A 25,544-nucleotide genomic window follows, 5' to 3' on the forward strand; every position below is an offset into this window, starting at 1 on the left:
CTGCGCGATTTTGGCCTTTTTCGCCAGTCGATTATTGTGTTGGGACACGGATCTTATGGATTTTGTTGTGAAGGTTTTTTGTGGTGTGTAGCCGTGTTTTAATCTTGTCGGACAATCGCTGCCTAATCGAAGTAAAGTATCAAGGAAAAGGGCTCTTAATGAATGGACTTCTGTTTTCGGGAAACTTCCCATACAAAGGCCCCGGCCATATAGACCATAAAGAGGGCAAAGGGCAAGGAGGTAATGATCAGAAGCTTCTGGACGGCCGTAAGAACATCAATGTCGGGTTTGGCATTGCCCAAAAGGATAAGGGCCAGGGTAGCCAATAAGATACTGGCCGACCATATCAACCTATGCTTCTTCTTTGGATTTTTCTTGCCCCTGTCGGTAAACATGCTCAATACGAATACCGCGCTGTCGACCGAGGTGACCAGAAAGCCCACAAGTAATAATACGGTAGTAAGGTTCAAGAGGGTGGCCATGGGGTAATTTTCGAAAAACACGAAAATGGAAGAGAACACATGGTCAAATTCATTTTGGTATTGGCCCCAGTCCTCTATGAGTCCGAATGCCGAGGTGCCAAAAACGGAAAACCAAAAAAACGTTCCGAACGACGGTATGATTAAGACCCCGAGGAGCAATTGTCTCAAGGTGCGCCCCTTTGAAATCCGGGCGATAAAAATGCCAGTAAAGGGTGCCCATGCCAGCCAAAAGGCCCAATAATAAAAAGTCCAATCGGTCAAGAAGGTCATACCGGGGTGGTAGCTTCCGTAAGCCAGGCTCATGGGAACGAAGTCGATCAGGTAGTTAAGGCTTGCCGTACCGAAGGCGGTCAATATGGCACTCACGTCACTCATGGCAAATACGAACAAGAGTAAGAGGGTAGTGATGAGAATATTGATCATGGAAATGGCTTTGATGCCTTTGTTCACACCTTGCCATGCCGAGTAGAACGCAATCGCCGAGATTAAGATGGCCAAAAGTAATGTGGTACCTAATCCGAAATTGTGGTCAAAGATATGGTTGAGGCCTCCGTTTATTTGTGTAGTGCCCAGGCCAATGGCCGCGATGAGTCCGAATACCGTGGTAATGATGGTCATGATATCGATTCCCTTTTTGGCCAAGGGGCTTGAAATGGAATCTTCAATGGTCGAGCTTACCCTGACCTTCTTCTTCCGTACGAAAAGGGCGTAACCGACTACCATGGCAAAAAGTCCATAAAACGCCCATGCCGTGAGTCCCCATTGATAGAAGGTAAATTCCAAGGCCAATATTTCAGGCGTTAAATGCGAAGGGAAAGGCGGGTGTTGCTGCATAAATACGGGTTCCTGAACGGCACGTAGTAAAATGCCCGAGCCCATGCCCGCGCTGTACAACATTGCCGTCCACGACCAAAGTGAATATTCGGGAGAGGACCCTTTTTTTCCGAGCTTAATATTTCCGATGGGGGAAAGGGCGATAATAATAAGAAAGAGCACACAGCCCAAGCCTAAATACAGGTAGAAAAAGCCAAAATAGTTCCGTACCCAAATAGAGGCCAGTTCAATAAACTCGTAACTCTTTTCCGTGGCAAAAAATACAATCAGGGTAAAAAGGACAAGAAAACCTATGGGGAGGGCAAGTAACGGATTTTTAAGATGGCGCATTTTGGGCAAGGTATGTATCTTTTGGGTTCTAATCCGCTCTAAGTCTCCTTGGGCAGGGATTACTTTCTTGAAAAATACAAAAAAATGTCAAGGTGAGTTTTTTAGGGCGATGGCTTGGCCTTGGCTATGTTGCGGATCATACCTCCGAAAATGAAGAAATGAAAAGGGATAATGCTGTACCAATAGAGCCGGCCCTTAAGACCACGCGGGCGAAATGTGGCCGTTTGGTGCAGTACATTGTGTTCGTCGATCTTAAATTCGAGCCACGCTTCACCAGGTAACCTCATTTCTGCAAAGAGCAAAAGGCGCTTCGCTTTTTTATCGGCGAGTAGAACGCGCCAAAAATCAAGGGAGTCGCCGGCGAAAATTTTATCGGGATGCGTTCGCCCTCGACGTAGACCGACACCGCCCGAAAATTTATCGATGATTCCTCGAATCTTCCACAGCCAATTCCCGTAGTACCACCCGGTTTCCCCGCCAATTTTCCAGATGTTGCGCAAGACCTGTTCCGGCTCGTCTACCTTGATCTTTTTCTCATCTTTAAGAACGCCATACTTGGGAACCTGGATGTATTTCCCCAGATTCTTTTTAAAGCGTCCGCTTACCATGCTGTCCTTCCAGCTGCTGACTACGAGGTTTTGCTCGATTTTTTTAAAGGCAAGGGCAATGGCTTCTTTGTAAGTGTGTGGTTCTATATGCAATAAATCTTGCAATCTCTTGTCTTTGGCAATGACCTCTATTTTCATGCTGTCGACAAGGTTCAGGGCTAATTTGTACGAAGTGGAGGTTACAAAATACAGCCAATAGCTCGACAATTTAGGGGTCATGACCGGAACCGTAATAATATAATTCTTAAATCCGCGGGCCTCGGCGTACTGCTCCAACATTTGTTTATAGGTCAGTACATCGGGGCCGGCAATATCAAAAGAATCGTTATAGGTTTTCTCATTGCCCAAAACACCGGTCAAAAATGTCAAGATGTCCCTAATGGCAATGGGCTGGGTTTTGGTCAAGACCCATTTTGGGGTAATCATTACAGGGAGTTTTTCGCATAGGTCGCGAATGATCTCGAAGGAAGAACTGCCTGAACCGACAATAATGCCCGCACGTAATACCGTAAGCTGAAAATTGCCCTTGTATAAAATTTGCTCCACATTTTTTCGGGATCGTAGGTGTTTGCTCAGGTTGTCTTCGTTGACGATTCCACTTAAGTAGATTACCTGTTTTACCTGGGTATGGCTGAGGTAAGTATTGAAATTTTCGGCGGTCTGCGCTTCCAAGGCATCGAAATCCTGTACCGACGAACTCATGGAATGAATCAGAAAATAGGCCGCGTCTATGTCTTTTGGAATGATCGAAGGGTCAACTTCCTTTAGAAAATCGACTTCAAGCACTTGGATCTGTGCCCGTATATCTTTGTCTATCGAAAACCTTGTTTCGTCACGTACCGTGCACACTACCTCATGGCCCATGTCTAGTAATTGGGGCAATAGTCGCATGCCGATATAGCCGTTGGCACCTGTCAAGAGTATTTTCATGGGCAGTTTTAAGGGTTAAAGATCGTCGATCGAGGTCGGTGCATTATCGGCCTTGTAATTTTGAAGCTTGATAAAGAATTTTTGTATGGCCTTGGTGTCGGCCTTGACCTTGACATAATAATGGTCGCGATATATGGAATAGATGCCGATATCCCCTTTGTATAAAGTGAGCTTGTAAAACGGAATGACCAAGGCATAGGTCTCGAGCAGCGACCTGAATCTTAGGATAATGCCCCTAGGGCGAAGCTCAATATTGCACTGGTCGAGATTGTTGTCTAAAATCAGCAGGTTTCTAATGCCAATACTGGTCTCGGTAATGAACAATTTAGGCGAGCCGATACCGCCCATGGCCCAACGCTCTTTGAGCGTAAAAGGCTTGCCTACGGCCTCATCTATTTTTTTTGTAATCCGTTGGTCCGTGTACGATACGTTTAAAAGCATATGGACTTCGTTTTAAAAACCCTAAGACCTGACCAAGGGCGACATTTTTATAAAGTTAAAGAAAAGCGGGGCCATTACCGCCCGTCTTAGGGTAAAAGCGCAAAAAATGATTAGTTTTGCAGCTTGAAACGAAAGATGATATGGGTATTCAAGCAATTTTAGAAGCCAAGGTTAAAGAGGCAATCGCAGCTATTTTCAATGTAGAGCTGCCATCAGTGGAATTTCAACCGACCCGAAAGGACTTTGAAGGTGATGTAACGATTGTTGTATTTCCCATGCTTCGTTTTGTTAAGGGAAATCCGGTACAGATAGGAGAGCAGATAGGTGCCTATTTGGAAAAGGAAGTAGCCGAGGTTACCGGATTTAACGTTATCAAAGGTTTTTTGAACCTCGTCATCGGTGATGGGTATTATCTTGATTTTTTCAATGGGATCAAGAACGATGCCGCTTACGGATTTGTTTCCCCTTCGGAGAACGATGCCATAATGGTAGAGTACTCTTCTCCCAATACCAATAAACCCTTGCATTTAGGACATATTAGAAATAACCTCTTAGGGTATTCCGTTGCCGAGATTTTAAAAGCTTCCGGTAAGAAAGTATATAAGACCCAGATCATTAACGACCGAGGTATCCATATCTGTAAGAGTATGTTGGCCTGGCAGCGTTTTGGCCATGGGGAAACGCCTGAAAGTACCGGATTGAAAGGTGATAAGCTCGTAGGGAACTATTATGTGGCCTTCGATAAGGCCTATAAGGCGGAGATAGCCGAAATGGTAGCCAATGGAACCGATAAGAAGGTAGCCGAGAAAGAAGCCCCTATTCTTTTGGAAGCCCAGGAAATGCTTCAGAAATGGGAGGCCGGCGATGAAGAGGTGGTTGCTCTTTGGAAAGAAATGAACGGTTGGGTCTACAAAGGTTTTGATGTCACTTATAAAAACCTTGGAGTAGATTTTGACACCCTATATTATGAAAGTAATACCTACTTACTAGGGAAGGATGTAGTGGCCGAAGGTCTTGAAAAGGGCGTTTTCTTTAGAAAGGAAGACGGTAGTGTTTGGATTGATCTTACGGATGAAGGCCTTGATGAAAAAATAGTGCTTCGTTCCGATGGAACGGCGGTTTATATGACCCAAGATATTGGTACGGCCATACAAAGGGTAAAAGATTATCCAGACGTAGGCGGTATGGTATATACTGTGGGTAATGAACAAGACTATCACTTTAAGGTGCTGTTCTTGATTTTGAAAAAACTTGGCTTTTTTTGGTCTGAAAACCTGCACCATTTGAGCTATGGAATGGTCGATTTGCCCAGCGGTAAAATGAAGAGTAGGGAAGGAACCGTAGTCGACGCCGATGACCTTATGGACGATATGACCAATACAGCGGCCCAAATTTCCGAAGAATTGGGCAAGTTGGAAGGTTATTCCGAAGAAGAGAAAAACTCATTGTACAAGTTGATAGGTCTCGGTGCCCTAAAATACTATATCTTAAAAGTAGATCCTAAAAAACGAATCCTTTTCGATCCTGAAGAGTCGGTCGATTTTCAAGGGAATACCGGTCCGTTTATCCAGTATACCTATGCCCGTATCCAGTCGATTTTAAGAAAGGCCGATTTTGATACCAATGCCGATGTGGCCATGGGGGATATCGATGGATTGCACAACAAGGAGAAAGAACTTATTAAACAGTTGCAACTCTATCCGGAAACCGTTCAATTGGCAGCGGAAAACTATAGTCCGGCCTTGATTGCCAACTATACCTACGACTTGGTAAAGGAATTTAATTCCTTCTACCAACAGGTTTCGATCTTGGGCGAATCCGATGCGCAGAAAAAATTGTTACGGGTACAGCTGTCAAAGAAAGTCAGTGAAGTTATAGCTTCGGCTTTCGGTCTTTTGGGCATAGACGTTCCTGAACGAATGTAAGGCAGGGGGAAGTTCGTACAATTTAATTCCGTTTTTCGAGTTGTTAGCAGTATGGTTACAGAGCATGATATCAAGATTTTGGCCTTGTTCTTTTTGTGTGTCCAAGCGCTGTATATCCTCTATTATACAATTGGACTTTATCACCTAAATCCCTTTATAAAAAAAAAGCCACTTTCACCTTCGGAGCAACAACTGCTTGCCGATAATTTTCCTATCTATACCAAGTTGCCCGTAGATTTAAGGGAAAAGTGCGATAAACGCATCGTATGGTTCAGAAGTAGAAAAAGGTTTGTTTTTTATGGAAAGGTAGAAAGGAGGAAAGAACTCAAATTGCTTTTAAGTGCCTCTGCCGTATTAATGACCTTGGGGTTGAAGAACTATAAAATGATGCGTTCGCTGCTGCGGATCGTTGTTTATCCTTCAAAATATTATTCCCGTATAAACCGAAAGCACCATTTGGGGGAGTACAATCCCCGTTTTAAGACCGTTATTTTTTCTGCGGATACGATTTGGGAAGGTTTTCGTATTTCCGATGACAATGTAAATTTGGCCTTGCATGAATTTGCCCATGCCCTCAGCTTTGAAATGATTCGAAAGAATTCATGGGAGGCCCGTAAATTTAGGGTGGGACTCAAAAAGATAAAGGAACTTTTTCTAAGGGAGGGCTATGCCCAAGGCTTGGCCGATTCAAAATATTTTAGGGAGTATGGCATGACCAATCTACAGGAGTTTTTTTCCGTAGCCGTAGAGAACTATGCCGAAACGCCCCAAATATTCTTGGCCGAGTTTCCCGAATTGTACGCCATTATCCAAAAAATGTTGGGCTTCGACTTTCAGGTATTGCCCGAACATCGTTCTGGGGTGGCCATGGGAACTTGATATGGGCTAGGGTTCCAAACGTGGCCTAGAATCTAAATGATTGGTGTTCCAGATTGCCATTTGCTTGCTAGGGTCGATATTTCCACCGGACAAAATCACCATTACGCGTTTTTTCGATGTGCTGTGTTTTAGCCATTTGACCACCCCTGCCATGGCCATGGCACTGGTAGGTTCAACGTGCAATTTCAATAAATGGGTCAGCCATTGGGTCCAGTATATCAACTTTGATTCTTCCACTTCGTACAGGGCATCGAGCAATTTCAGGTACTCGAAGGTAATATCGCCTACGGCCATGGTCATGGCCCCATCGGCTAGGGTGTCGGGCGTTGCACTTAATTTTTGAATACGGTTGGTGCGTAACGATTGCGCCGCATCGTTGGCGTTTAAAGGTTCAACTCCGATAACTTGGGTTTTGGGCGATAGGGCGTGGGTTGCGATAAGCGTACCCGATAATAGTCCCCCACCGCCACAGGGCGCGAAAACGGCGTCAAGATTATCGACTTGTTCGATGGCCTCGCAAATGGCGGTTCCTTGGCCGGCTATTACTTGGTGATGGTTGTACGGGGGAATCCAATAGGCGCCTTTTTCTTTGGATGCGGCAAGGACAAGGGCGTCGGCCATGTTTCTGTCTTTGCATAGTTCAACATGGGCTTCGTACGATTGGGTAGCCTGTATTTTTATTTTAGAGGCGTAGGCCGGCATATAGATGGTGGCCGGAATGTTGAACTGTCGGGAGGCCCACGCCACGGCCTGCGAATGGTTGCCCGAGCTATTCGCGATAACATGTTCGGGTCTCTCCTTGTTTTCAATGAGCCAAGCCAATGTGTTGCAGGCGCCCCTGGCTTTAAAGGCTCCTATTTTCTGTAGGCATTCCGCCTTGAAATATATTTCATGTCCGAGCCAGTCGTTGAGAAGGGAAGAGCTGAAAATCGGTGTTTCATGAACAAGACCATGGATACGTATCCTGGCTTTTTTGATGTCTTCAATGGTAGGCATGGCAAATTTTTATGGTATTACAGTAACGGACAGACTCCCTAAAGCGCTGCTAAAATCGCAGCCTAAAGCTGGCGTTCGGGGTCAGGCCGAGTGAAACGTTGTCTACTTTTTCAATTTCATTGGTTTCGTTCAGACGATAGTAGGTATTCAATATATTGTTCCGGCCCGTAAAATTCAAGACCGAAATTCCTGCAGAAGCCTTTAGTTTTTTGCCTATGCCAAAGTCATAGATGGCCGAGGCATCGGCACGTAGGTATTCGGGTAAGCGACTGCTGTTCGGTTCTTGGTAGTTGATGCGGTTTGGAAAAAAGGAGGTGTTCAAGGGCTCCTCTATGCTTGGTTGGGTGTAGGGTTTGCCCGTACGGTAATTCAGGCCTATGCCCAGTTTAAAATTCTTGATATTATAGGTGCCTGCAAAGGTAGCGGTATGTCTAATATCTAGGTTGTTCGGGAAATCGGGGGGCAGAACTTCCGAAAAGTGGTAGTTGTTCAAATTGTAGGTGTAGCTGGCCCATATACTGTAATCGTCCGTTTTTCTGTTGATCAAGAACTCAAGGCCTTTAACGTTGTACTTTCCCGTTTCGCCATTGAATTGGTCCTGGTTCTGAAATCCTTGGGTCAATGTGCTGATGCCGTTCACTTCCTTATAAAATGCTTCGAGGCCGAGATATAGGGTTTTGTGGTCGTAGTTGATTCCTATAGAGCCCTGTTTGCTTTGGGTGATGGGCAACCTATCGTCATCGGAAACGATCCAGCGGCGTTTTTCTATTCCGAGAAAATTTTGTTCTAGGTCGATGACCTGGTTGATGGCCTGGCTTTTAAATTCGCCCAATAGCTGTAGCTTCCACCTGTTGGTAAAGGCATAGTTTATGCTCAACCGGGGCTCAAGAAGATATTTGGTGAACGATTTCGGGTTTTCCAAATAATTCAGGCGCATACCCGCACGGCCATAGAGTCTGTTATCGGTTGAAGTATAGGTCAATTCGGAAAACAGCACATGGCTTTTAACGATATCGCGCTGATTGCTGGTATAGGGAGGTTGTGTGACCGCCGTCTTGTTCGAGATAGAGGTTTCAATAAATTGATAGCCGTTTAGCCAATCTAAATTTTCGAAAAGGCTGTAATTCGTGTTCAGTTTCAACGCGGTTTCCTGTACTTCGTTGTTCTGGAAAAGAACTTGCTCCGCATTGCCCGATATATTCTGGGCCTCAAGTTTATAACGTGTTTGGTAGGCGTTTAAAGAGGTGCTGAACCTTTTGTTCCATTCGCTTTTTACGGAAGCCCCCAGAGATAGGTTCGTTTGGCTAAGTGCGCTTTGAATTTCATCGTTCGTGTCCATGTCCCTTTCCGAATAGTCCAAGAGATTGTTGATGTTGATGAAGCTCAAGCTTAGTTTGTGTTTATTGTCGATGTTGTAGAGTAGCTTTCCCGTAAAGTCATAGAAATAAAAATTACCGTCTCGGGAGACCTGACTGTCTTCGAAGACACGGGTAAAGAACTTGTCGTAAGTAGGGGTGTCTAAAAAGTCGGTCAAGGATCTTCGCGCCGAAAACTGAACGGCCAATTTTTCGTTCAGGGGCAGGTGGGCGTATACATCTCCCCCGATAAGGTTTAGGCCTGCACCGGCAAAATAGGTGTCGGCAATACTGTCTCTGGTCCGCATATCGATAATACCGCTTACACCATCGCCATATTGGCTGCTGCTGCCGTTTTTAATCAGGGTGACCTTGTCGGTCAGGTAGGGGTTGAAAGCGGATATCAGCCCGAAGAAATGGCCCGATTGGTACATCTTGATGCCGTCCCATAAAATGAGGTTTTGGTCGTTACTGCCTCCGCGTATGTTGATATTCGATACCGTCTCGTCTATACTTTTGATACCGGGTAAGGCTTGAACGGTCTGAAGAACATCAGGTTCTATCAGCCCAGGTAAAATGCCAAACTCCTTACTGTTCATTTGAACACTGCCGTCGAGTTGTTTTATAAGTCCCTTGGTCAAAAATTCGTAGACGACCACTTCTTCGAGCTGTTGGTAATATTGGGCAAGCAATAGGGTCTTGCAAGGCTCTTTGGTCACCAGCTCATCGGCATTGACAAAAAGGGTCTTGTAGCCTAAATATTTTATTTGCAGTTTGGCATCGCGGGGCACCCCTTTAAATGAAAAGTTCCCGTTTTCGTCAATAATGCTGCTGAAAGCGGTGCCCAATACGGTTACTGTGGCCCCGTAAAGGGTATTCATTTTAAAGTTATCGTAAACCGTACCGCAGATATCGATTGTTGGGCTTCGGGTAAGGGTGTAGTAGCGGTCGTTCAGTTTTTCGATCAGAACCTGGGTTTGCGATTCGATCAGTTGCAAGATGGTGTTAAGTTCGGTGGCATCGGGGGCCTCGACAAGCACATCGCGTATATCGTCATCGGCATAAGAGAATTTTATATCAAACTCATGCTCTAGTTTCTGGAGATATGTGGTCAAGGGAATATGGGCTCTGTTTTGGGCATAAATGCCGCAGGAACAGAAAAAACTCATGAGGGCGATTAAAAAATGAAAGAGTTTACGAATTTTAATTGCCATAGAAGAGCACTTTGCTGCCCTCAAATTTAAACTTTATTTGTGAAGGCGCACTTATGCTTTTTAACGCAAGCTTGGTATCGGTATTACTGAAAGTGCCGGTAAATAATTGGTCGGTATCAATATTTTTGGTTTCTACCGTAATGTTGTGTTGTCGCGCAAACTCGTTCAAAACATATTTGAGGGGTACGCTCTTAAAAGAACTTTCATGGTTTAGCCAAGAAGGTTGCTCGGCTTTTGCTGCCCTTGCCTCTATAATCTTGCCGTCTATTACCATAAATGAACTGCCCGCAGGTAATTTACTTTCCTTGCCTTTGAAGGTAACGCTTACCAAGCCTTCGTAGCAGGTGACCTCAAAAAAGCCCTCCCTATTCTCTACATTGAACTGCGTACCCAATACGGCAACGGTTCCGGCATCGGTGGCAACCGTAAAACGTTTGCCTTTGGCGACTCTAAAGAAGGCTTCACCTTTAAGGGTAACGTTGCGTTCTTTGTTCCATTTCCGTTCACTGAACGAAAGTTCGGAATCGGCATTTAATAAGACTTCGGAATTGTCAGGGAGTAGAATTTCTCTGTTTTCGGCATATTGGGTCACTATATTTTTATCTAAAGTGTTGAGGTAAAAATAAGAGCCGAACATGATTATGGCCGCTGCGGCCGCAACGCGTAAAAACTTTTTAAACGGATGGAGCTGTACTACCTTGCCGTCTTTTAAGGTACGTTGGTTCTTTAAGGCCATAAGGGCTTCGTCTGCGTTGAAATCAGGACTCCTCAGCTGATTGGAAGCAGCAACGATTCGCTCATACGAAGCGTACTCGGCAGATTTTTTAAACGCTGCGAGCTCGGCCTCGGTGAGGTCGTTGTTCAACCATTTTGCTAAGTGATTTTCTTGCATCGATTCTAGCTTTATGCCTTAATAACAACTCATTACGTAAATACCCTACTTTTTATTGGTACTATTTGTTCGTTAATGAGGAAAAAATAACTTTCCTACTAACTACTAACTACTAACTACTAACTACTAACTACTAACTACTAACTACTAACTACTAACTACTAACTACTAACTACTAACTACTAACTACTATAGCTATATCCCTTCAATTTCTTCCCTAAGGGCCTTAAGGGCCAAATGCATCCTTTTTTCAATGGCTTTTACGCTTACCCCTTCCATTTCGGCAATTTCCGCATATTTTTTTCCATCTATACGGTTCAATAGAAATGTAGAACGTTGGTTTTCGGGCAAACGGTCGAGTGCACGGTCGAGTTTTTGTCTGAACTCTTCCTCCTCCATTAAAAATTCGGGCGACTCGTTTGTACTCTTTAAGGTCTTGTCGGCATATTTCAAACGGACCTTTTCGGCTTTTATCACGTTAAGGTAAAGGTTGTTCGCTACTGTGTATACATAAGACTTAGCATTGTCAGGAGCTACCTTACCGCAGTTTTCCCAAAGTTTCAAAAATGCTTCCTGAACGGCGTCGTAGGCTTTCTCCTCATTGCCGAACTTATAATATATATAGTTGAAAACCGTTTTAGAATTAGCTTTGAAAATTGCATCAAAGACTTGTTCTTCGCAAACATTGCCTGTATTTTTGGTTTTCAAGTAAGTTGATTTTTTTCAAAGGTATTTGAAAAAATTGAAATTGAACAGGTAGGGTATTTTAAATTTTGGTTGTTTCAATCTTGAAGTGCCGATAAATTCCAAATCGAATATGAGAAAGTGTTTTAAATTTTGCCTAGTGGCTTTCCTACTGGCCACGTTCGTGGCTTTGACCTCTTGTCAGGAAGAAGAGCCCTTTGAAGAGCATATAGACACGGAGCTGACCTTGACCTCAGGGTCGGAAGTATTGGGCCTTTTGAAACGGATGGTCTCGAACGATGGCTCTTATGATAATATTATTGATAAGGCCAGTTGCTTGGAAGTCCAATTTCCCTACAAGGTCGTTGTCAATCAAAAGGAAATAGAGGTAGGGTCGGCCAAGGTTTTTCAGCTTATTGAAGATATTTTGGATGTAGCCGATGACGATGTCGACGAGCTGAAGATCATTTTTCCCATTACGGTAGTAACGGCCGATTATTTGGAAGTTGAGGTAAATTCGGCCGAGGAGCTTGAAAATTTGGCGGAACAATGTGTCGAGGGCGGCGATGATGCCGATATTGAATGTTGGGATTTATCGTATCCAGTAACGGTATTTACGTACAATCGTGATTTTCAGAAAACCGGCACCCTCGCCTTAGGGAATGATGCCGAGGTAAGGCGTTTTTTGGAAGGTCTCTCCGATTCCGATTTGATCAGCATCGATTTTCCCGTTAGTCTGGTAGCACTCGATGGTAGTAGTCTTGTAATAAGTTCAAATAGTGAGCTGGGCAGTGCCCTTAAGGAAGGGATTAAGGCTTGCAACGAAGATGATAACAACGACCATAACGATGACGATTTTACCGAAACCGACCTTGGGGCGGACCTGGTAAAGTGCCCATGGCAAATTGTACGTATGGACCGGAAGGCTCTGGATAATAGTGCCCAATACGCTAAATATACCCTTATTTTTTCGGAAGAAGGGAAAGTGGTCGCTTATGACGATTACGGGTATAGCGTAGAAGGGGGGTGGAGTACTTCCGTAGTTGGGTACCGTGTGGTGGTAAAACTCGAGTTTAAGGAAGCTGTTGGATTTAATAATAGTTGGTATGTATATGAAATGGTCGAAGGCAAGATCAAGATGTTCATAGAGGATGATGCCATTATTTTAGAGCGTTATTGCGAGTATGTACCGGCAGAACCCTGTAGCGATCAATTGGTAGGTGAAAAGTTGATGACATGCCAGTGGACCATTGCCGATGAAAAAGGCGAATCGACCACGGAGCTTTCCATAGGCTTTGGTCAAACCGATATGACGGTTTACGATGCCAAAGGGCAAATTGTCGACAAGGGAACTTGGAGGTTGTCGGAAAACCAATTGACCCTTACGGCCCTACAAAGTGATTTGGAAAGATATACAGGAGATTGGCAGTTATATCAGTGCTACGAAGACCGTATAAAAATAAAGAGAAAAGAAGAAATTGCAGTCTTGACAAAGGTTTGTCAATAAAGATTTTTGTTTTAGATTGAATAACCCGACGCCTATTTTTGCCCCACAGAGTTTTGAAGGGCATCCATCGAAAGATGGATGCTTTTTTTGTGATTTCATATTTTTTTCTTTACGGCCCGTTCTTTCCCTCAGTTATTATTAAATTTGCCTTTCTTCAAAAGCAAGTAAGACGATGTTCGACAATTTAAGTGAAAAGTTAGATAAGGCGCTCCACACCCTACGAGGGCATGGGCAGATTACGGAAATTAACGTTGCCGAGACCACTAAAGAGGTCCGACGGGCTTTGCTAGATGCCGATGTCAACTTTAGGATAGCCAAGGAGTTTACCAATAAGGTCAAGGAAAAAGCCCTAGGGCAAGATGTTTTGACCACCCTTCAGCCAGGGCAGCTAATGGTAAAGATCGTTAAAGACGAGCTTACCGAGCTCATGGGGGGCGAGACCGAGGGCATCAACCTTTCCGGTACCCCTTCCATTATTTTAATGTCAGGTCTTCAAGGTTCGGGTAAAACGACCTTTTCGGGTAAGTTGGCGAACTTCCTTAAGAACAAGAAAACAAAGAAACCGCTTTTGGTGGCCTGTGATGTATACCGCCCTGCGGCTATCGATCAGTTGCACGTAGTAGGTGAGCAGATAGGGGTAGAGGTATATTCCGACCGTGGGAATACCGATCCGGTTGCTATCGCACAGGCCGGTATAGCCAAGGCCAAGTCCGAAGGTTATAATGTGGTCATTATAGATACGGCCGGTCGTTTGGCGGTAGATGAAGAGATGATGAACGAAATCTCTGAAATCCATAAGGCCATTCAACCCCAAGAAACACTTTTTGTAGTGGATTCGATGACGGGTCAAGATGCGGTCAATACGGCCAAGGCCTTTAACGATATTTTGAATTTTGACGGGGTAGTACTGACCAAGCTGGACGGTGATACCCGTGGTGGGGCGGCAATTTCGATTAAATCGGTTGTTGATAAGCCAATAAAGTTTATCGGTACCGGCGAGAAGATGGAAGCTATAGATGTCTTTCACCCTTCGCGTATGGCCGAGCGAATTTTGGGAATGGGCGATGTGGTTTCCTTGGTGGAACGGGCCCAAGAACAATTCGATGAAGAAGAGGCTCGCAAGATCCAAAAGAAAATTGCCAAGAATAAATTCGGTTTCGATGACTTCCTTTCCCAAATACAACAAATCAAAAAGATGGGGAACATCAAAGACTTGATGGGGATGATTCCTGGAGCCGGAAAGGCTTTGAAAGGACTGGATATCGATGATGATGCCTTTAAACATATCGAGGCCATAATTCACAGTATGACCCCTGACGAGCGGTCTAACCCTTCTAAATTGAACGTAAGTCGCAAAAAGCGAATCGCCAAGGGAAGTGGTAGGGATATGCGGGAAGTGAACCAACTGTTGAAGCAGTTTGACCAGATGAGCAAAATGATGAAGATGATGCAAGGTGGCGGTGGTAAGAAGATGATGCAGATGATGGGCAATATGAGAGGTATGAAATAATACCCGAACGAATAAAGAAAATGGGGTTCGCCCCCTTGTAAAAATAGCGCAGACCGTAACCGAACATTATGAAATTACTAGACGGAAAAAAAGTATCGAACCAAATCAAGGATGAAATCGCCATAGAAGTGGCGGGAATGAAAGAAAGAGGCGAGAAAGTGCCGCATTTGGCGGCCGTTCTTGTTGGTAACGATGGGGCCAGTTTAACTTACGTGGGCAGCAAAGTGCGTTCGTGTAAAAAAATCGGCTTTGAATCTACTTTGATCCACTTGCCGAGCGAAACTACAGAGGAGGAATTGCTGCGGCAGGTACACCAGTTGAACACCGATCCCGATATTGATGGGTATATCGTGCAACTTCCCTTGCCCAAACATATCGATGAGGAAAAAGTGTTGATGGCGGTAAACCCCGATAAAGACGTAGATGGTTTTCACCCGACCAATTTCGGTAAAATGGCCTTGGATATGGAAACCTTTATTTCTGCCACCCCTTTCGGTATTATGGAGCTTCTAAAGCGTTATGATGTAGATACCGAGGGCAAGCATGCCGTAGTGATCGGACGTAGCCATATCGTAGGGAGGCCGATAAGTATCTTAATGAGCCAAAAAGGAAAGGCGGCCAACTGCACCGTAACTTTGGCGCACAGCCGAACAAAAAATATCAAGGAACTTACGCTTCAAGCCGATATCGTGGTGTCTGCATTGGGTGTTCCGCATTTTCTCAAGGCCGATATGGTCAAGGAAGGTGCCGTTATTATCGATGTGGGTATTACCAGGGTAGCCGATGAAACCAAGGAAAAAGGGTATTATATCACCGGAGATGTAGATTTTGAAAGTGTGGGCCCCAAAGCTTCTTTTATCACCCCGGTTCCTGGGGGCGTTGGTCCAATGACTATTGCTATGCTGTTAAAGAATACGCTTTTAGCCAGGGAGCGGCATAGAAATGCCGATTAGTTTTTGTTAGGTAGTGGGTCTTATTGGTAGGGTATTCTTAGAAATTAGGCAAAGTTGTTGATTATTAGTCGCTAACTAAGGCTGATATACAACAATTTGTTATAGTTTTACGTTCGTTCCTAATATACCTGCTCCAAATGAATCCAGTATTAAAAGCAAAGAATATTCTCCTAGATCCTTTTTTTGATCTGTCTATCGATTATCTCTGTGTTGCTGGTTATGACGGGTACTTCAAAAGGATTAATCCGGCCTTTGTAAAATTTTTGGGCTATTCCGAAGACGAGCTGTATTCTAAACCTATCCATAATTTTATTTACGAAGAAGACCGCAATCTGACGGCCTTGCAAAGGGAGGGTCTGGTCAAGAATAGGCCTTTGGTGAATTTTGAAAATCGCTATGTCTGTAAATCGGGCGAACTGGTATGGCTTCACTGGACTTCCATTCCTTTAAAAGAGGAGCAATTGGTGTACGCAATCGCTAAAGATATAACCCATAAAAAGAATATGGAATCGGAGCGGATCTCTCACGTGGCCCGTCTTTCGAAAATGAATCAACAACTCAAGCGCTTGAACTATACTACTTCACATGATCTAAGGTCGCCGGTAAACAACTTGCTCAGCCTTGTGGATATGATCGATTGTAAGAGTGGTAAAGAGGAAGAGAATCGACGGATTTTAGACTATATTAAACAATCGGCCCTAGGCTTGAAAAGTTCGCTGAATTCCTATGTTGACGCCTTGAAGGAAAATGAGTCGGAAACGGTTGGCTTAGTGAAAGTATGTCTTCGTGAAGTTTTTGAAAAGGTTCAGAAATCTATCAGTTCCTTGATCAAGAATTCAAACGCGAAATTTTGTGTCGATTTTTCCGGCATGGAGAGCGTATATTTCAATATGGCCTATATGGAAAGTATTTTTCTGAACCTGATCACCAACTCCATCAAATATATGAGGCCCGATGTTTCCCCTGAAATAAAGATCATTTCCTTTCAAGAGAAGGGGGAAGGTATTTTAACCTTCTCCGATAACGGTCTTGGATTTGATATGGATAAAGTTGGGGGCTTGATCTTTAGCTTAAACCAAAGGTTTCATGATACCAAAGACAGCAAGGGGGTAGGTCTGTTTTTAGTGCATAGCCATGTAACAAGTCTTGGGGGTACTATCGATGTTGACAGTAAGGTAAACGAAGGAACCACTTTTACGATCAAGTTCAAATCTTGATGGGGGGCTTTTCCCGAATATGGCTAATTGAGTTTCCTTAAGGCCACCTTTCCCATAATAACGGTATCTCCCGGTTTTATAATTTCTATATCATTACTGTCGTCAACACTGCAACTGCTGAATACGATGATCGTGGTGAGTATGAATAATAGGCTTGCTAATTTTTTCATAGATCGGATAACTTAAATGTAATTGAGGTTATATAACGTTTAAAACTTCGTTTTCCGTATAGGATTTCTGTAATCTTTATCGATTCTGGCCCGTGCAATGGGGCAAAACCGTTACTTTTGCCCTTTTTCGTTTCGCCCATGCCCAAAAACTATTTTTCCTTTATCGATCCCGCTAAAAGCCCTATTTTCTATGGCTATGTTATTTTGGTTATCGGTACGATCGGTATTTATTTTAGTATACCGGGGCAAACCATAGGAGTGTCGGTGTTTACCGATCCGGTAAAGGATGCACTCGGGTTGAGCAGAAATCAATTTAGCAATGCCTATATGATCGGAACCATTTGTAGTTCGTTGGTCATTGGCCGTGCCGGTGTTTGGTTCGATCGCTACGGGGCGCGTTATGTGGCTTTCTTTGCCGCCCTGACACTTTCCGGCGCACTTATGTTGTGTTCGTGGTCGGTACACATGAGCGAATTCATGAAGCACCTTTTGAAGCTCGATACCTGGCTTATACCCTTTGTATTGATGGCCTTGCTGTTCTTTGTGCTGAGGTTTTCGGGGCAAGGGGTACTCACTATGGCATCAAGAAACCTGATTATGATATGGTTCGATAAAAACCGTGGAAAGGTCAATGCCATTAGTAGTGTGGCTATTTCCTTCGGTTTTTCTTCTTCCCCTCTTTGGGTAAATGCTTTAATAGAGGGGTATAGCTGGCAAATTACATGGCAGATATTGGCGGCGGCCTTACTGATCTTCGGTATTTTGATTTTAATATTCTATAAGAACCGGCCCGAAGAGCACGGTCTGTTGCCCGATGGGGAGCCTAAGAAAACGGAAAGCGACCCTGGGTACGTACCCCTAGCGAAACAATACACCGCCAAAGAGGCCCAGCGCACAAGGGCATTTTGGATGTATGCCTTGATATTGGCCTTTAACAGCTTTTTTATAACGGGACTCACCTTTCACGTAGTATCGGTATTTGCTAGCGAAGGTTTTCCTAAAGACGAGGCAATCTCCATTTTTCTTCCCGCCTCGGTAGTGGCCGTAACGGTATCCTTGATTTTTAATTTCTTGAGTGATTACCTTCACCTCAAATTGTATTTGTATTTGATGATCTTGGGCGGAATTATGGCTTCGGTCGGATTTTTGTTTCTGTCCTCTGTCGTAGGTATTCCCCTATTGATAGGTGGATTTGGTGTTTTAGGGGGCTTCTTTGCCGTCTTGAATGCCATCGTTTGGCCAAGGTTCTACGGGCGTACCCATTTAGGGGCCATAACAGGCAAGGTTATGTCGTTCTTGATTTTGGCCAGTGCATTGGCCCCGTCCATTTTTAGTTTGTGCTTCTCGACTTTTGACACCTATCGGCCCTTGGGGTATTTAGGTCTGGCCTTTTTAGTTTTTCTGGCCTTGGCGTCGGTAAAGGCCAATAACCCACAATAAAGAATCTTTTTTTACCAGGCTTATTACTTACATTTTTCTTTGTTTTTCATTTAAAAAATTAAGAAAAAACATACATGGTTATTAAAAGTTAGCATATTTATGTGTTGACTTGGCCTTATCGGGGCATATATTTTGATTCTTGGGGTAATGTTGCTAGATTTAGAAGTTGTACAGGGCTTGCCATGCTTGTGGCAATACCGGCGTGCCAAACCAAATACTAAACAACCCATTGAATGAAGAAAATTGCCTTGGTGCTATCTCTTGCGGTAGCCATTGTTTCATGTAAAGGTGAAACAAAAAAAGAAGAAGCGGCCGTTGAGACGGCTAAGACGGAAACTAAGCCCGAAATTGATGAATGGATCTATCTTTTTGATGGGACAACTACCGAAGGATGGAGGGCATACAATGGTGATGACCTACCCCCACAATGGGTTATCAAAGATGGGGCTTTGACTTTTGATACGGAGAAAAGAACCGAAGCCAACCGTAAAGGAGGGAAGGATATTATTTATGCCGCCCAAGAGTTTGACAATTTTGAACTGAGTTGGGAATGGAAAATTCCCGAGGGTGGAAATAGCGGATTGTTGTACCATATCCAAGAAGGTGATTGGAGTATTCCCGAGGTTTCACCCGAATACCAGATGTTGGACGACCTGAAGTGGGAAGAGATCAATAATGCCAAGTTGGAAGAATGGCAAAAAACAGGGGCGGATTATGCCATGCACTTGCCCGATAAAGGTCAAAAAATAGTGAAGCCTGCGGGGGAATGGAATACCTCCCGTATCATCTTTACCCCAGAAAATGTAGAGCATTGGCTCAACGGTAAAAAATTACTGTCCTTCGTGCCTTGGTCGAAAGATTGGGAAGAGCGAAAAAGTAAAGGGAAATGGAAAAATTCCCCAAAATACGGTTCTTTTAAAAAGGGATATATCGGTTTTCAAGATCACGATAGTCCACTCTGGCTTAAGAACGTTAAGATCAGGCCCCTATAATTAGGAACATAGAACAACCTCCAATAATCCAAACTACAAAAAAATGAATAAAAGGGAATTTTTAAAGAATGCCGCTACCTTGTCTACAATTACCCTGTTACCGTCAGGGGCCATGGCTTTTTCTAAATCAAAAAAGAAGCGCTTGCGTACGGCACACATCGGTGTCGGCAATATGGGCGGTGAAGATTTAAAGGCGATTTCCTCGCATGCTGCAGTAGATGTTGTGGCCTTATGTGATGTCGATTCCGACCTTTTGGCCAAGGCCAAGGCATTGCATCCCGATGCCAAAACCTATACCGATTATAGGGTGATGTTAAAGGAGATGAAGAAAAAAATCGATGCCGTGGTAGTCTCTACGCCAGACCATACCCATGCCCCGGCTTCTATGATGGCCATGGAAATGGATAAGCCTGTATATTGTCAAAAGCCTTTGACGCATCACGTGACCGAAGCAAGGGCCATGAAAAAATTGGCCAAAGAGAAAAATTTGGTTACCCAAATGGGAATTCAGGTACACTCTTTTTACGACTATAAGTTGGCGACCTTGATGATTCAGTCGGGCATTATCGGGAAAGTACACACCGTAAGGGCCTGGTCACCTAAAAACTGGGGGTATGACGGACCATTGCCAGAAGGGCAGGATCCCGTTCCGGCCAATTTAGATTGGAACCTTTGGTTGGGCACTTCATCCGAAAGACCATATAAAAAAGGCGTTTACCATCCTGGAAACTGGAGAAAATTGGTTGATTACGGTTGTGGTACCCTAGGTGATATGGGAGTTCATATTTTTGATACGCCTTACAATGCCTTGGAATTGGATGTGCCAAGAACGATTACCACCAATTGTAGAAAACCCAATGGTTTTGGCTATCCGGAACAGAATATGGTAACCTATGAGTTTCCAGGTACTAAATATACGGCAGACACGCTGAAGTGGGTGTGGTATGACGGAGAGGGGGCCGATAAACAACGTGAAGATTTGATGCTTCCCGGTGGTGAGAAGCTCCATGATCAAGGAGCAATGTTCATAGGGAAAAAAGGAAGGTTGTATTTGCCGCATTTTCAAATGCTTCCCAAGGTCATCGTAGATGGGGAGTATCAAGAAATAGATGTTGAAAAATTCAATTTAGGGGAACCGGTTCGCGATTATGAAAGCGAAGGGAAGAAGCACTACCATCAGTTTGTCGATGCCTGTTTGGGTACCGCTGAAACCAGTGCCCCGTTTTCTTATGCATCGCGTTTGACGGAGACCATATTGTTGGGCGTAATTGCAGGCCGTTTTCCGAACAAGACCCTTCATTGGGACGCAAAATCGGCCAGATTTGCCGAAGAGGAAGCCAATCAATTTTTAGATTCACCTTATAGGGAATTTTAATAAATACCGATGATACAAAAACTCGCTTGTACCGTATTGACCTGCCTTTTTATGTCTTTTTCCGCCCTTTCACAGACGGGAAAGGTCTATGATGAATTGACAATGAAGAGTGAAATATTAAAGGGGGAACGCAAGTATGCGGTTTATCTGCCCCCTGATTATGATACTTCACAACGGTCGTATCCCGTGCTCTATTTATTGCACGGTGCCGGTGATGATCAAACCGGCTGGGTGCAGTTCGGGGAAGTATTGCGTATTACCGACGAGGCTATCAAAAACGGTACGGCAACGCCTATGGTCATTATCATGCCCGATGCCGAACAAGGCAAAAGGGGCTATTTTAACCAAGGCGACGATTGGCGGTATGAGGATTTCTTTTTTGAGGAATTCATGCCCTATGTAGAGAAGCAATACCGGATTAAATCCACTAAGAGATATCGGGCTATAGCCGGACTTTCCATGGGGGGAGGAGGTTCTTTTATGTATGCCTTACATCATCCGGAACTATTTTCATCGGCCTGTCCCTTGAGTGCTTATGTGGGACCATTGACCATTGCCGACCTTAAGGAACGCTTGAAGAAAAGTGATGTCAAATTCAGCGAATCGGAAATCAAGGCCTATTTCAAAAGACATAATGCTTTGGAATTGCTGAAGACCGTTCCTGTTGAAGATGTGAAGTCCGTACGTTGGTATATCGATTGTGGGGACGATGATTTTCTCTTTGAAGGAAACAGTTTGGTACATATTGCTATGACCAAGAAAAAGATTCCACATGAGTATAGGGTGCGTGACGGTAGACATAGTTGGACGTATTGGAGGGCATCCCTACCCAAGGTCTTGGAGTTCGTATCCGATGCTTTTCATCAACATTAAAGACCAATAGTACTGTTCTTTATTTTTTTGAAGGGCAATAATCCATTATAGAGCAGTATGAAATATAGAAGATTTGGAAGAACCGACTGGCAAGTAAGCGAAGTGGGTTATGGCATGTGGGGTATGGCTGGATGGACGGAGTCCGACGACGCACAATCGGCAAAGTCCTTGGATTTGGCCGTTGAAAACGGAGTGAATTTTTTCGATACGGCCTGGGGCTACGGCGAAGGACATAGTGAGGAATTGCTGGGAGAGCTCATCAGAAGGCATCCTGGGGCTAAACTATATGCTGCAAGTAAGATACCCCCTAAGAATTTTAATTGGCCGGCAAAGCCCGAGTATAGGTTTGAGGATTCGTATCCGAAGAACCACATTATAGAATATACCGAGAAAACCTTGACCAATTTGGGCATGGAACGCATTGATTTGATGCAGTTTCATACTTGGGAGGACTCTTGGTCACACCGTGACGAATGGCAACGTGCCATAGAAGATTTGAAAAAAGCCGGAAAAATTGCGGCTATGGGTATCAGTGTAAACCGCTGGGAACCCGAAAACGGTATCGAGGCCATTAAAACCGGCCTAATAGATGCCGTACAGGTCATCTACAATATTTTTGACCAGAATCCGGAAGACGTGCTTTTTCCTTTGTGTGAAAAGATGGATGTGGCCGTAATTGCAAGGGTGCCTTTTGACGAGGGTACCTTGACCGGTAATCTTACCAAGGAAACTACTTTTCCCGAAGGAGATTGGCGCGGAACGTATTTTGTGCCCGAAAACCTAAATTCAAGTGTGGATCATGCCGATGCCTTGCGACCCTTGATTCCTGAAGGTATGAATATGGCCGAGATGGCCCTTCGGTTTATTTTGGAGAACAAGACCATAGGTACGACCATACCGGGTATGCGAAAAGAACGTAATGTTTTGGCCAATACCGCCACGAGCGATGGTAAAAGACTCCCAAAAGAATTGATGGAAGAATTGCGAAATCACCGTTGGGTACGAAAGCCCACCGAATGGTCGCAATAAGGAATAGTAACCCAAGTCGCCCTGGGCCCAGGGCGACTTGTTTTTTACGGGAAGAGTTTTGTTATTTGGCGAACAACTGCCCCATATCTTTAAAAGCCTTAAACTCCAAGGCATTTCCTGCAGGGTCTAAAAAGAACATCGTAGCCTGTTCCCCGGTCTGGCCTTTGAACCGTACATAAGGTTCTATTACAAACTCTACGCCTTTTGCGGTAAGTTCTTCGGCAAAGGATTCAAATACTTCCCATGGCAAAACCACCCCATAATGTGGTACTGGAACATTTTTGCCATCTACCGGATTGCTGTGTAAGGCTTCGGTTTCGGTTTTGGGCTTATAGTGAATGACCAATTGGTGTCCGAACAGGTTAAAGTCGACCCAATGGTCGCTGCTTCGTCCTTCCTCACAGTTGAGTACTTCCTTGTAAAAGCTTCGGCATTCATCTAGATTATGGACCGGTATGGCAATATGAAAAGGGGTTAGGGCTTGCATAGATGTCTATTTTAGTTTTTTAAAAAATCTACAATCTGATCGTTTACATGTTCTTGGTGCATAGAATGGCCAAGGCCCTTGGTCCGGATAAAGCTACTGCCTTTCCATTGGGCGTGTACGGCCTCCGAGGCGTGAAAGGGGGCCAGTTTATCAAGTTCATCGTGTAGTAGGAGTCCTTTTTTGGTATTTTTTTTCGCAAAGCGCGACGATGAGAATTCGTTTACGGTAAAGCCGAAACGATCAAGGACAAAAGCTTCCAGCGCCTTTCTGACTTTGTCGTTGAAGTTGAGCAGCTTTTGATAGTGGTCCATTATTTCATAGAACTCGGAAGGCGACCCAATGGTCACCATTTTTTCGACATGTGCATTTTGATGGTGAAACTCATTGTACATCAGGGTCATTCCCCCCATAGAATGGCCTATAAGGTACTTGGGGTCATACTTTTCGATCATGGCTTGAACACCGTCGGAATACAGGGGGAGGTTTAAGTACTGTCCTGAGGAATATCCATGTGCCGGAGCATCGAAAGCTACGATGTTATAGTCGGCTTCACGGAGTTTGGCGATGAGGTTGCGCCAGCGAAAGGTATTGCTTTCCCATCCATGGACCAAAAGTACGGTCTCTTTGTTGCCGGGCCAAGCATAGGTCTGCAAGGTGTGGCCTTGAACGTTTATGGTTCCGTTTTTCGCTTGGTCTAGGTATTCTTTTTGATTGGGGAGGACCCTTCCTTTTCGAACCGTACAGAAAACATAAAACGCTTTCTCCGCAGCCTTTTTTGGGGATACTCTGGCCAGCAAATTAAAATAGCGCCCGTAGACCTTGGGGAGCATTTTGTTCAGGTTTTTACGCATAGATTTTTTGGTCTATTTTAAGGGCTTCTTTTTGATCATTCCGCCTTTTATATCTTTTATAACGCCCATGACGATAAAGGCGTTTTTGTCTATTTTGTCTATTTCGGTGCTTAGCCTGGCCAGTTCGAGTCGGGTCATTACGGTATAGATAATTTCGGTAGTAATACGTGCCGTGCCATCTTTGGCGTATCCGCCTTTTCCACTATACACGGTACAGGCCCGTCCCATTTTTTCGGTGAGCATCACCCGTATTTCTTCATTTTTCGGGGAAATAATGGTTACGCCAATGTATTCTTCCACGCCATCGACCACATAGTTCACGGTCTTGGCCGCCGCCAAATAGGTGAGGATGGCGTAAAGTGCCGTTTCTATACTCAATAGGTAAGCTCCTGCCGAAAAAATCAGAATGTTTATAAGCAAAAGTATGTCGCCTATGGTCATATGCCATTTTCGGCTGAGGTAGATTGCCAATACCTCGGTACCATCGATAACGCTTCCGCCACGCATGGCCATTCCTATACCTAGGCCCAAGAAAAAACCACCGAAAACGGCTATAAGAAGCTTGTCGCTTGTTATTATTGGATAGGGAACAAAATGAACGACAATGGCCAAGGCCAAAATGGAAAAAATACTTCTGATCGCGAACTTCCTGCTTATGGTCTTGGCCCCTAGCAGTATAAAGGGAAGGTTCACCAATAATAGTAAAATTCCCAGTGATATGTTCGATTTTACCTGTATCAATAACGATACGCCCGTAGCCCCGCCGTCTATAAAGTTATTGGGCAGTAAGAAGCCTTTTAGGCCAAACCCTGCCGCGCCAACGCCAATGGCGATGAACAAGATTTCCTTTAGGGCGTGTATTAACTCCACATGGCCCAAGCGTATTTCTTTGACCAATTGGCGCTTGGCCACGTTTTTCTCGCTCTTTAGTTTGTTTTTGGCGCGTTGTACCAGTATGTATTGTAAGATCGTGTTCATGGTACGTTATGTTTAAACTAAAGGCAGGAGCAAAAGGGTCAGTCCCAAGCTACCATCATATATTTGATTTTTGCATCATCGGGAATTTGAACGGCTTCGATATTGACGCTGGAAGCATAGCGCAAGCTTGAAGGGAGCTCTTCCTTACTGATCGTAAAATAGACGTCGCTATCCTTTAGAAGGATGACTACATTGTTCATTGAGGTGATTACCTTTCTAATGGTGTAGTTGTCCTTTATATCTTTAAAGGTGCTGTTTAGGCCAACCCCTTTTTCGGTAGTGAAACGGGGGTCTTCAATACGAATGTTCTCGATTGTCGGAATACTGTCGGAGTTTGGTGTGAGGGTTAAGAGCGGTTTTCCTCCCTTTTCAAAAATCTTTATTTTTTTACTGTTGTTCGCCCTATTGGCTATAGTACTGTCTTTTACGATGGAGTCGTTCTCGTAAATGATATCAAGGTCGCGAACCAAGCTGATGCGATCTAGTTTACCTACTCGGTCGGTAATGATTGAAAACGAAGTGTCTTTTTCATCTTTACAGCTGGTAAGGCAAATGATCAGACAGCTTAAGGTTACTATTTTTTTCATGAATT

Annotated in this window: 23 protein-coding genes; 11 read left to right on the plus strand and 12 right to left on the minus strand. The window is 44.2% G+C overall.

The features are described 5' to 3' along the window. Positions 1 to 155: 155 nt before the first annotated feature. The 3 genes from BW980_RS14275 to BW980_RS14285 all read right to left on the minus strand — a co-directional run bounded on the left by BW980_RS14275 (position 156) and on the right by BW980_RS14285 (position 3,625). Positions 156 to 1,646 carry a BCCT family transporter gene (locus tag BW980_RS14275; RefSeq protein ID WP_076455866.1) on the minus strand — a complete coding sequence of 497 codons (1,491 nt, stop codon included), beginning with the start codon at positions 1,644 to 1,646 and terminating at the stop codon, positions 156 to 158. A 101-nt stretch (positions 1,647 to 1,747) separates the two neighbouring features. Continuing rightward, entirely contained in the window at positions 1,748 to 3,184 is a 1,437-nt protein-coding gene (locus tag BW980_RS14280) for an SDR family oxidoreductase (RefSeq protein WP_076455867.1), read from the minus strand. A gap of 15 nt (positions 3,185 to 3,199) precedes the next feature. Further along, on the minus strand, positions 3,200 to 3,625 hold the full coding sequence (locus BW980_RS14285; protein ID WP_076455868.1) for a hypothetical protein: 426 nt from the start codon (positions 3,623 to 3,625) through the stop codon (positions 3,200 to 3,202). 140 nt (positions 3,626 to 3,765) lie between these two features. Between BW980_RS14285 and argS the strand changes: the two genes are divergently transcribed. Beyond that, the gene (gene argS, locus BW980_RS14290) at positions 3,766 to 5,550 is read left to right on the plus strand and encodes an arginine--tRNA ligase (RefSeq protein ID WP_076455869.1); all 1,785 of its coding nucleotides are present in this window, start codon (positions 3,766 to 3,768) and stop codon (positions 5,548 to 5,550) included. Between the two features lie 51 nt (positions 5,551 to 5,601). Further along, positions 5,602 to 6,429 (plus strand): zinc-dependent peptidase, encoded by an 828-nt coding sequence (locus tag BW980_RS14295; RefSeq protein ID WP_076455870.1) that lies wholly within the window; start codon positions 5,602 to 5,604, stop codon positions 6,427 to 6,429. A 6-nt stretch (positions 6,430 to 6,435) separates the two neighbouring features. Here the strand turns inward: BW980_RS14295 and BW980_RS14300 are convergent, their stop codons facing one another. The 4 genes from BW980_RS14300 to BW980_RS14315 form a co-directional block, all read right to left on the minus strand. Beyond that, positions 6,436 to 7,425, minus strand: a complete 990-nt coding sequence (locus BW980_RS14300; protein ID WP_076455871.1) for a serine/threonine dehydratase — start codon at positions 7,423 to 7,425, stop codon at positions 6,436 to 6,438. 49 nt (positions 7,426 to 7,474) lie between these two features. Then, positions 7,475 to 9,994 (minus strand): TonB-dependent receptor, encoded by a 2,520-nt coding sequence (locus tag BW980_RS14305; protein ID WP_076455872.1) that lies wholly within the window; start codon positions 9,992 to 9,994, stop codon positions 7,475 to 7,477. Continuing rightward, on the minus strand, positions 9,984 to 10,886 hold the full coding sequence (locus BW980_RS14310; RefSeq protein WP_076455873.1) for a FecR family protein: 903 nt from the start codon (positions 10,884 to 10,886) through the stop codon (positions 9,984 to 9,986). Before BW980_RS14310 ends, BW980_RS14305 begins: the two co-directional genes overlap by 11 nt. A gap of 195 nt (positions 10,887 to 11,081) precedes the next feature. Beyond that, positions 11,082 to 11,594, minus strand: coding sequence for an RNA polymerase sigma factor (locus BW980_RS14315; protein WP_076455874.1), 513 nt, complete (start codon positions 11,592 to 11,594; stop codon positions 11,082 to 11,084). 136 nt (positions 11,595 to 11,730) lie between these two features. On the opposite strand from BW980_RS14315, the gene BW980_RS14320 reads away from it, so the two are divergent. The 4 genes from BW980_RS14320 to BW980_RS14335 all read left to right on the plus strand — a co-directional run bounded on the left by BW980_RS14320 (position 11,731) and on the right by BW980_RS14335 (position 16,757). After that, the gene (locus tag BW980_RS14320) at positions 11,731 to 13,077 is read left to right on the plus strand and encodes a hypothetical protein (protein WP_076455875.1); all 1,347 of its coding nucleotides are present in this window, start codon (positions 11,731 to 11,733) and stop codon (positions 13,075 to 13,077) included. Between the two features lie 172 nt (positions 13,078 to 13,249). After that, entirely contained in the window at positions 13,250 to 14,587 is a 1,338-nt protein-coding gene (gene ffh, locus BW980_RS14325) for a signal recognition particle protein (RefSeq protein ID WP_076455876.1), read from the plus strand. Positions 14,588 to 14,655: 68 nt separating this feature from the next. Continuing rightward, a complete protein-coding gene (gene folD / locus BW980_RS14330; protein ID WP_076455877.1) occupies positions 14,656 to 15,540 on the plus strand; it encodes a bifunctional methylenetetrahydrofolate dehydrogenase/methenyltetrahydrofolate cyclohydrolase FolD in 885 nt (294 codons plus the stop codon). A 137-nt stretch (positions 15,541 to 15,677) separates the two neighbouring features. Further along, on the plus strand, positions 15,678 to 16,757 hold the full coding sequence (locus tag BW980_RS14335; protein WP_076455878.1) for a PAS domain-containing sensor histidine kinase: 1,080 nt from the start codon (positions 15,678 to 15,680) through the stop codon (positions 16,755 to 16,757). Between the two features lie 23 nt (positions 16,758 to 16,780). Here the strand turns inward: BW980_RS14335 and BW980_RS22605 are convergent, their stop codons facing one another. Then, entirely contained in the window at positions 16,781 to 16,927 is a 147-nt protein-coding gene (locus BW980_RS22605; RefSeq protein WP_175609896.1) for a hypothetical protein, read from the minus strand. A 117-nt stretch (positions 16,928 to 17,044) separates the two neighbouring features. Here BW980_RS22605 and BW980_RS14340 point away from each other — a divergent pair, with 117 nt between their 5' ends. The 5 genes from BW980_RS14340 to BW980_RS14360 all read left to right on the plus strand — a co-directional run bounded on the left by BW980_RS14340 (position 17,045) and on the right by BW980_RS14360 (position 22,636). Next, positions 17,045 to 18,367, plus strand: coding sequence for an MFS transporter (locus BW980_RS14340; protein ID WP_245800058.1), 1,323 nt, complete (start codon positions 17,045 to 17,047; stop codon positions 18,365 to 18,367). Positions 18,368 to 18,600: 233 nt separating this feature from the next. Next, a complete protein-coding gene (locus tag BW980_RS14345) occupies positions 18,601 to 19,359 on the plus strand; it encodes a 3-keto-disaccharide hydrolase (RefSeq protein WP_076455880.1) in 759 nt (252 codons plus the stop codon). A 43-nt stretch (positions 19,360 to 19,402) separates the two neighbouring features. Next, positions 19,403 to 20,734, plus strand: a complete 1,332-nt coding sequence (locus BW980_RS14350) for a Gfo/Idh/MocA family protein (protein WP_076455881.1) — start codon at positions 19,403 to 19,405, stop codon at positions 20,732 to 20,734. Positions 20,735 to 20,743: 9 nt separating this feature from the next. Further along, complete coding sequence (locus tag BW980_RS14355) at positions 20,744 to 21,607, plus strand: alpha/beta hydrolase (RefSeq protein WP_245800060.1); 864 nt, start codon at positions 20,744 to 20,746, stop codon at positions 21,605 to 21,607. A gap of 57 nt (positions 21,608 to 21,664) precedes the next feature. Next, positions 21,665 to 22,636, plus strand: coding sequence for an aldo/keto reductase (locus tag BW980_RS14360; RefSeq protein ID WP_076455882.1), 972 nt, complete (start codon positions 21,665 to 21,667; stop codon positions 22,634 to 22,636). Positions 22,637 to 22,697: 61 nt separating this feature from the next. Here the strand turns inward: BW980_RS14360 and BW980_RS14365 are convergent, their stop codons facing one another. From BW980_RS14365 to BW980_RS14380, 4 genes are read right to left on the minus strand one after another with little or no spacing between them, the layout of a single operon-like run. Next, entirely contained in the window at positions 22,698 to 23,123 is a 426-nt protein-coding gene (locus BW980_RS14365) for a VOC family protein (protein ID WP_076455883.1), read from the minus strand. An 11-nt stretch (positions 23,124 to 23,134) separates the two neighbouring features. Further along, on the minus strand, positions 23,135 to 23,974 hold the full coding sequence (locus BW980_RS14370) for an alpha/beta fold hydrolase (RefSeq protein WP_076455884.1): 840 nt from the start codon (positions 23,972 to 23,974) through the stop codon (positions 23,135 to 23,137). A gap of 12 nt (positions 23,975 to 23,986) precedes the next feature. Further along, complete coding sequence (locus BW980_RS14375; RefSeq protein WP_076455885.1) at positions 23,987 to 24,952, minus strand: YitT family protein; 966 nt, start codon at positions 24,950 to 24,952, stop codon at positions 23,987 to 23,989. Between the two features lie 38 nt (positions 24,953 to 24,990). Next, the gene (locus BW980_RS14380) at positions 24,991 to 25,539 is read right to left on the minus strand and encodes a hypothetical protein (protein ID WP_076455886.1); all 549 of its coding nucleotides are present in this window, start codon (positions 25,537 to 25,539) and stop codon (positions 24,991 to 24,993) included. Positions 25,540 to 25,544: the final 5 nt, after the last annotated feature.

The organism is Zobellia uliginosa (genome assembly GCF_900156625.1).
Lineage (GTDB): Bacteria > Bacteroidota > Bacteroidia > Flavobacteriales > Flavobacteriaceae > Zobellia > Zobellia uliginosa.